A 1,262-nucleotide genomic window follows, 5' to 3' on the forward strand; every position below is an offset into this window, starting at 1 on the left:
GAGTGGCGCTATGTGCCATTGCATGGTGCCGGGTGCCTCCCGGTGAATTCAGTACCAGCACCTGAATCCGCGATTATCCCATATACCTACTCGCTGATTGCCCCTCCGCACAGGGGGATTCACCATGCCAGTTTCTTTTAACAAACTCCCCGCAAACCAGACAACAGTCAACCGTCTGAATTGTGAGACATTTAAAAAAAAAGCCCGCAAAAGCGAGCCAGGGAAAATAAGTGTGGCGCGTTGTACTGGATTCGAACCAGTGACCGATTGCTTAGAAGGCAATTGCTCTGTCCGGCTGAGCTAACAACGCATGATGCAGATAATGGACCGCCATCGGGGACTTGAACCCCGCGCAGCCAGCTTCGAAGGCTGGCGCTCTTTCCTGATGAGCTAATGGCGGTATGTGATGGTGGCCCTTGCTGGATTTGAACCAGCGACCTGGCGATTATGAGTCGCTCGCTCTCACCACTGAGCTAAAGGGCCGGGAGCCGCATAATAACGACGCGTAATTAATTCTTCAATATCATCCGTTCTGGCTGACTAAATCCTGTACTTCCCGAACCGTCTGCTCAAAACGTTCAGTCTCCAGCTCAACGCCAATTGCACGACGCCCGAGCGCCAGTGCCGCTTTCACTGTCGAACCCGACCCCATGAAAAAATCTGCAATCAGGTCACCCGGACGACTGCTAGCGCTGATTATCTGCTGCAGCATTTCTGCCGGTTTTTCGCACGGATGTTTCCCGGGATAGAACTGCACCGGTTTATGCGTCCACACATCGGTATACGGCACCTGCACCGTCACGCCAAAATACCGCCGCAGATGTTTATATTCACTCAGCAGCTCCGCATACTGCCGGTTCAGTGAGGTATACGTATCCACCAGCTGGTGGTGGAGCTTTTCCAGTTCACCACGCCGATGCTTCTCTTCTGCCACCCGGGCAAACAGCGCCTGTAATTTCAGATAATCGCTTTCATTCGGCAACTGCCACTGACTGGCACTGAACCAGTGCGACACCATGTTTTTCTTTCCTGTGGCATCTGCAATCTGTTTTGCCGTTATCCCCAGGGCAGCTCGCGCATCACGAAAGTAAGAAATCAGCGGGGCCATCACATGCTGTTTCAGTGCACTGCCCTTCGCCTCATAGCCATCATCTTTCGGGCGGTACGGCCCCTGATAATGTTCCGCGAACAGAATGCGCTCTGTGGCGGGGAAATACGCCCGCAGGCTTTCCTTGTTGCATCCGTTCCAGCGTCCGGACGGC

At 53.7% G+C, this 1,262-nt stretch carries 1 protein-coding gene, 3 tRNA genes and 1 pseudogene; 1 reads left to right on the forward strand and 4 read right to left on the reverse strand.

Translation table 11 applies throughout. The features are described from left to right. Window positions 1-12: 12 nt before the first annotated feature. Window positions 13-138, forward strand: a pseudogene (locus BHE85_RS27580) (hypothetical protein); the annotation flags it as partial. A gap of 95 nt (window positions 139-233) precedes the next feature. Here the strand turns inward: BHE85_RS27580 and BHE85_RS15770 are convergent. The 4 genes from BHE85_RS15770 to BHE85_RS15785 all read right to left on the reverse strand — a co-directional run. Then, window positions 234-310, reverse strand: a tRNA-Arg gene (locus tag BHE85_RS15770). Between the two features lie 13 nt (window positions 311-323). Then, window positions 324-400: transfer RNA gene (locus BHE85_RS15775), tRNA-Arg, on the reverse strand. A gap of 7 nt (window positions 401-407) precedes the next feature. Then, window positions 408-483: transfer RNA gene (locus tag BHE85_RS15780), tRNA-Ile, on the reverse strand. Window positions 484-523: 40 nt separating this feature from the next. Beyond that, a partial coding sequence (locus BHE85_RS15785; RefSeq protein ID WP_087613661.1) for a site-specific DNA-methyltransferase occupies window positions 524-1,262 on the reverse strand: 739 nt, incomplete at its 5' end.

The sequence above is a fragment of the Shigella sp. FC1567 genome, assembly GCF_001743015.1.
Taxonomy (GTDB): Bacteria; Pseudomonadota; Gammaproteobacteria; order Enterobacterales; family Enterobacteriaceae; genus Escherichia; species Escherichia coli.